7 protein-coding genes are annotated in these 6,291 nt (G+C 52.2%); 2 read left to right on the plus strand and 5 right to left on the minus strand.

Annotated elements, in window-relative coordinates; genetic code table 11:
- Positions 1-12: 12 nt before the first annotated feature.
- On the minus strand, positions 13-1,266 hold the full coding sequence (locus tag INT19_RS13430) for a YfcC family protein (RefSeq protein ID WP_226924647.1): 1,254 nt from the start codon (positions 1,264-1,266) through the stop codon (positions 13-15).
- Positions 1,267-1,280: 14 nt separating this feature from the next.
- The gene (locus INT19_RS13435) at positions 1,281-2,444 is read right to left on the minus strand and encodes a M20 metallopeptidase family protein (protein ID WP_193061148.1); all 1,164 of its coding nucleotides are present in this window, start codon (positions 2,442-2,444) and stop codon (positions 1,281-1,283) included.
- 253 nt (positions 2,445-2,697) lie between these two features.
- Between INT19_RS13435 and INT19_RS13440 the strand changes: the two genes are divergently transcribed.
- Together INT19_RS13440 and INT19_RS13445 are read left to right on the plus strand one after the other, a co-directional pair.
- Positions 2,698-3,579: a LysR family transcriptional regulator gene (locus tag INT19_RS13440; protein ID WP_193061149.1), complete on the plus strand. Its 882-nt coding sequence runs from the start codon at positions 2,698-2,700 to the stop codon at positions 3,577-3,579.
- 33 nt (positions 3,580-3,612) lie between these two features.
- Complete coding sequence (locus tag INT19_RS13445) at positions 3,613-4,089, plus strand: NYN domain-containing protein (protein WP_193061150.1); 477 nt, start codon at positions 3,613-3,615, stop codon at positions 4,087-4,089.
- A gap of 30 nt (positions 4,090-4,119) precedes the next feature.
- On the opposite strand, the gene INT19_RS13450 is transcribed toward INT19_RS13445, so the two are convergent.
- The 3 genes from INT19_RS13450 to INT19_RS13460 all read right to left on the minus strand — a co-directional run bounded on the left by INT19_RS13450 (position 4,120) and on the right by INT19_RS13460 (position 6,239).
- On the minus strand, positions 4,120-4,341 hold the full coding sequence (locus INT19_RS13450) for a hypothetical protein (protein WP_193061151.1): 222 nt from the start codon (positions 4,339-4,341) through the stop codon (positions 4,120-4,122).
- A 91-nt stretch (positions 4,342-4,432) separates the two neighbouring features.
- A complete protein-coding gene (locus INT19_RS13455; protein ID WP_193061152.1) occupies positions 4,433-5,689 on the minus strand; it encodes an ISL3 family transposase in 1,257 nt (418 codons plus the stop codon).
- A 139-nt stretch (positions 5,690-5,828) separates the two neighbouring features.
- Positions 5,829-6,239: a DUF1090 domain-containing protein gene (locus INT19_RS13460; RefSeq protein WP_193061153.1), complete on the minus strand. Its 411-nt coding sequence runs from the start codon at positions 6,237-6,239 to the stop codon at positions 5,829-5,831.
- Between the last annotated feature and the right edge of the window lie 52 nt (positions 6,240-6,291).

Consider the following 6,291-nt stretch of genomic DNA (forward strand, 5'->3'; position numbering starts at 1 on the left):
GCCTAAAAGACCTCAGAGGCGACAGATTTCTTGACAACTACCGCGGGTGACTCCCACAAGATCCGCAAGAGGCACCATCAAAGGCATGGTCAGTGCTGCTTGGCCACTGCCAGAAGGGACTAAGAAGTTCAGGACAAGTTGAACAAAAAACATACATACCGCAGTAACCACCGCGGGCATTCCGCTCAGCAGCCCTTCGAGATGATAAAGAATGGTATCTAGGATATCCCCATTTCTCAGAATCACCAGGATGCCAAAGGCAAAGCCCACTACCAGTGCCCCCATCGCAATTTCCTGAATGCCTTCAACAAAATGGTCGGCAATTTTATTCGGGTTCATACGCGCAAATGCACCGATTAAAATAGCCATCAAGAGAAAGGCGCCGGACATCTCACCGATATACCAGCCGTGGCGTATCACCCCATAGGCAATAACCAGAATAGTGCCTACGAAAGCAGCGAGGACGAGTTTATCGGCAACTGATAACGCGCCAGGATCTTCATTGGCTTGTGGTTTGCCAAATTGGCGGCGGTCACTATTAAAGACAAGGCTCGCTTCGGGGTGAGCTTTGACTTTGGCCGCATAGCGAGTGACGAAAGCAATACTGACGCTAACGAATATTAGCCAGTAACAGGCCCGCAGAGTCATTCCAGAAAACATCGGGAGCTCAGCGATATCCTGGGCAACGCCAACGGTAAAAGGATTCATAAACGCTGCAGAGAAACCGGCACCAGCACCTACCAGTGGCACCGCTGCGGCCGTAATAGAGTCATACCCCAGCATACGCAGTAACGGTGCGAGGATAATGATGAAGGCAATTGTTTCTTCTGCGAGCCCGAAGGTTGCTCCTCCCATCGCAAATAAAAGCATCAGTAAAGGGATAAGAATGAGATCACGCCCAGTAAGCGCATTACTGATACTAGCAACGACTTTTTGTAGTACCCCGGTTGCTTTCAGCACGCCAAACGCGCCGCCTGAGATGAAAATAAAGAAGATAATGCTACTGCCTTCCCCCATCCCCTCAAAGACCGCCATGAACGGACTTAACCAGCCAGCTTCTTGCGCTTCCACCGCCGCATAACTGTCTGGCACTACAACCGTACGCCCTTGCTCATTGGTTACACGCTCATAGCTACCCGCCTGAAGAAAGTGGGTTGATAAAGCAGCGAGACAGATAAAGCTAAATAACACGACAAAAATATGCGGGAAGCGAAATGTTGGTCGTGAACTATTCTCGTGTGTCATTGTTTTTTCGAGAGGTGTCATGGGGTATCCCCAGTTTATTGATGGTTATCGAGAAACTGCATTGCCACACTGGTCAGGAAGTCGCTTCCAATCGACAGAATGGCATCGTTAAAGTCATAGTCAGGCTGGTGAAGTTTCGGTGTTTGTGGCCCTGAACCATTACCAATCCATGCATAGGCACCTGGAATATGGGTAAGAAAAGCTCCCATATCATCAGCTCCCATGCTGACTGGGTGCTCTACCAGCTGTTCATGCCCCCAACGCTGCACCACCACATCGCGGCACAGTTGGGCACAACCGCGGTCATTGGCAACCGCTGGCGTTGAAGGAACATAATCGAGTGTGACGTCGCATCCTGTTGCCTTGGAAACCCCTTCTGCCACGTCGCTAATCCGCCTCTCAAGGCGTTTGCGTAGCTCGGGTTTAAAGCAGCGCGCGGTACCCGTCAGCCGAGCAGTCGCTGGAATAATATTGCTAGCATGACCGCTTTGCAGGCTACCCAGACTAATTACAGCGATGTCCTGGGGGTCAATATTACGACTGACAATATGTTGAATAGCGGTTGTAAATAGGCTGGCTGCGACGATGGGGTCCGTTGTGAGATGGGGCATTGCGCCATGCCCCCCCGTGGAGTGGAACGTCACCTCAAAGTCGTCGCTTGATGCCATATGGGGGACGTCATGGATAACAAAACGCCCGGCCTCTACACCTGGCCAATTGTGTAGTCCAAATATCGCATCAAGCGCGAATTTCTCCTGAAGCCCCTCCGCAAGCATCGCTTCAGCGCCAGTACCAATTTCCTCGGCGGGTTGAAAAATCAACACGACATTTCCCTGAGCTGGGCGCTGGTTAGCCAACTGTGCAGCAGCAGCCATCAGCATTGCCGTATGGCCGTCATGCCCACATGCATGCATTACATTTGACTGGCTGGACCGATGCGAAAACTGATTAGCTTCCTCGAGTGGCAAGGCATCGAAGTCGGCTCGAAGCCCAACGGTTGCCCCCGTGCTGGTGCCTTGGATGACGCCGACCACACCGTGGCCGCCTATCTTCTCATGCACCTCATCTACCCCCAAGTCACGTAGCATCATTGCAATACGCTCAGCGGTTATAGACTCCTGACCAGATAACTCTGGGTGCTGGTGGAGCTCCCTACGAAACGTGATCATTTTCTCAAGCTCAATGGCTGATAACGTCATGAGAGGTAAAACCTTGTTGTAAAGTGGTAAACCTGGGAGAAATGCGCCATCTGACGTTTGCGATAACACATGCTTATGCAACATGAGCCGCGTACGCCGCTATACGCTTAGCCAGATTATTTTTGAGTATGTTGTAACGCTTAGTACGAATAAAATACTTCTTCCCGATAGCGTCATACCTTTATGAGATGAGGCTTTAGTTGTATTTTCTGTATGAAATGAGACGCGCATCGTGACGTCTCCGGGAGCGGACATGGACACAAAAAAACTAAGGTACTTCCTGGCGGTGGTCGAAGCGGGTTCGATATCGTCTGCAGCCAAGCAGATACCGATCGCTCAGCCCGCCTTGACGCGACAGATACATCAGCTTGAAGCCGATATCGGGGCAGTCCTGTTTTATCGTGATCGCAAAGGGGTATCTCTGACCCAAGCGGGGCATTACCTATATGCCAATGGGCAGCGTCTACTGTCAGAACTCGAAAGTGTCGCGAAGAAAACACGCGATATTGCCAATGGCTACCGCGAAAGTCTCTCACTCGGGATTAGCACCATACATCCCTATATTCCCAGCATCACAGCACTCATCAGCAGATTCCGTTCACGCTATCCATCAACACAGTTAACGCTGGAATCAATGTTGTCGGGGCCTCAGGCAGAGGCGATTCTGGCGGGTCGGCTCGATGCCGGCATTCTATTCATTGAACGAGAAGATGAGCCACGGCTAGATTACTATCCACTAGCCAGTTTTCGTATGGCGGTCTTTACCAGTCGATGCCACCCTCTCATAGCGACTACCCCGACCTCGCTTAAGGATTTTCACGACGCGCCATTCATTCGGTTTAGCCGAACCTCAACGCCTGGCAGCTTCGACCGGTTAGATAGGTGCTTTCAGAAGGTAGGCTTCGTACCCAATACTGTTCAGGAATGTCGCGATGACATCACTATTCGCAGTTTGGTCGCAACAGGAATGGGGTATGCGATTATGCCGAGCATCATGGCACTCGGCGATGAAGACATTGTCGCCTATGAATTAGACGACTTGCCAATAGCCACGGATCTCATGCTTGCTTGGCAAAAGGGGCGCCAGCCAGCGGCAGTAAAAACACTATGCCAGCTCGCCGAAGAGTCACATTGACGTCATCACTAACGACAAAAAAGATTATAGATAATGACCAAAGTTGCGATTTTTATTGATATCCAAAACGTCTATTACACCGTGCGAGAAGCGTATGGTAAAAACTTTGATTACAACAAATTTTGGGCACAAGTAACCACTGACAGAGACGTTGTGGCTGCTTTTTGCTATGCCATCGATAGAGGTGACCAAAAGCAACGGGAGTTTCAAAATATACTCAGAGCAATTGGTTTTAATGTAAAATTGAAACCTTTCATCCAACGCTCAGACGGTTCTGCGAAAGGTGATTGGGATGTTGGCATTGCTCTCGATGCAATGGAATATGCAGAGCAAGCAGATGTTATTGTATTAGTCTCCGGCGATGGAGACTTCGATCTTTTAGTCAACAAAATACGCGTTAAGCATGGTAAAAAAGTTGAGGTTTATGGTGTTCCCCAACTTACGGCAGCATCATTAATAAATGAGGCCAGTGAGTTTATAGCGATAGATCATTCGCTCTTGCTACGTTAGGTTGCTAATAGCGTCGCTTAGCTGCAGAGGTTATTCGTCTGGTAACTGATCGACCCGCGTGAGGTGAAGGGGGTCGTTGAAATTCCGCACGACGCCCTGGGTAACGATGTGCCTGTCATCAAAGGCAGCTGGATTGTTCACCAGCATGGGCAATGGCACCGTTACGGTGAGTTGCCCGCGACATCCGCTGATCAGGCTTATCATCACTAGCATGGTTGCCATAAGGCCAATGCGTTGCTGGAGTGACTCCATTGCGGTACTCCCACTCAGTATGGCTTGTTTTTTGATCTCTGTTGGGCGTTGCCAGCATTTCATCGGTATTAAAAGAGGGTTCTTCGTCACTTCACGTGGATTTGGCCTGATCGAATAGGCGGCCCACCGGGCTGCCAATCAGGTAGATCATGGCGATAAAGTTGGCCTCGTTCCGGTAGCCACGTGCTCGTGACCGAGCCGCTTGGAACAGACCATTCATTCCTTCCAGTCTTGCGTTCGTCAGTCCCGAGAGCCAGCGTCTGACCACCGCGTCGGCGTGCCGCTCAAGCGTCGCCAGGGCTTTCCCCATCGGCTTCAGCAGTGACTTTTCAGACACCGCCGCCTGCATGACCTTGAGGTAGTTCGTGATGCGCCACCGAGCCGCTCTGGGCGTTGGAGCCTTCTGGATCCAGCGTAGCTTCTCCTTGATCACCCAGGCATCGGCCGTGGCGCTCTGATCGGCCACCAACTCCTGGAGCGCCGAAAGCTGTTTGGGTGTCAGGTTCTTGTTATCCAGGTTCTTCAGCAGGGCCCAGCGCAGCGACTTGGGGTGCCCCTGCTCCCGGCGCTCTTTCTTGCGTACCTCGTCCAGCCGCTTGGTGAAGGTCTGTACGATATGGAACCAGTCGACCGTTACCTCGGCCTTGGGAAGGTGCTCGGTCACGCCGCTAAGGAAGGCTGGCGACATATCGCAGACGACCTCGACCACATTATTCGGGTCGCCGCCATGGGCCGCCAGGAAGGCGCTGAAAGCCTGGATGGCATCCTTGCCGCAGCCTGGGACGGCAAAGATAACCGGTTCCCGCTTGCGCTGCATGTCGAGGAACACCGTGACATAGCGATGACCGCGCCGGGAGGCGGTTTCGTCCACGCCGACCGTCACCACCTTGGACAGATCCAGTTCCCCCAACATGCGGCCAACGTAGTGGTGCACGATGCGCCATAGTCGTTTGTCGGAAATCTCCAACTGGCGGGAGACGGCCAGTACCGGCATCTCCTTGACCAGTGACATGGCCGCTTGCTCGAACAGCAGGGTAAAGTCGCTGCCCGGCCGGGCCCAGGGCACCTCTATGCGCTTGACGCCATGGTCAGGACACTTCGTGCGCGGCACGCGAGCATGCAGGTAACAGTGATGCTGAAAGAAGTTCAGATGCCGCCAGGTTTTGTCGGCAAAGTCATGAGCTTGGCAGGCCTTACCACATTCTGGGCAGGGATAGAGACTGCCTCGCTCCGCCTCGACATAGAGGTCCAGGCGGTGGGGCGACACGGCGGTATCCAGGTACTGGTTCTTGAGGATCCAGGGCGCTTCCAAGCCCAGGCCGAGTGTTAGAATCTGGGTGCCGTCCATGTCATACCTCCTGCCGCTGTGGAGGTCATATTCTGGCCCAGCTCAGGGGGCGAATTCCACACCCAACGTCGAAGAGCCTAAAAGAGGTTGTTTGGAATAAACACAAATCTTGCGGCTAGGTGCTAAATCCTCGTGCAGATTATTCGTTAATACGGCGCTGCAGTGAATTCAGTTCCTGAGTGTGCTCTTCAAGCTCACGCACTTCTTCTGCTAATTTTTCACGTCGTTTCTGAATATCATCTTCGTCGCCCTCACTAAGCGCCTCCTCAAGCGCTAACTCGCGCTCACGCACTTCTTCCTGGCTCTCCCGTACCTCTTCGGCAGCCTCAGCAAGGACTTGCTCATTCGTGCAATTCTCTTCAATGGAGTGCAACGCACGCTGCAACCCTCTAACACGATGTTGGTTATCGTGTGCTTGGGCGTGTTCCAACTGCTGCCGTAAGACAGTCATTTTATCTTCGCACAACCTTTCTGCTGCGTGCGCTGCTGGCAAAAGTAAAACCCCAGCGGTAACCGCTAAACTTAAACAACCCAGCCATGTTTTTTTCATTACTCGCTCCTAGCCCGGATTTCTCACAGGGTATAAAAGAAAGCGGCTGAAA

The organism is Halomonas sp. 3A7M (assembly GCF_014897875.1).
Taxonomy (GTDB): domain Bacteria; phylum Pseudomonadota; class Gammaproteobacteria; order Pseudomonadales; family Halomonadaceae; genus Vreelandella.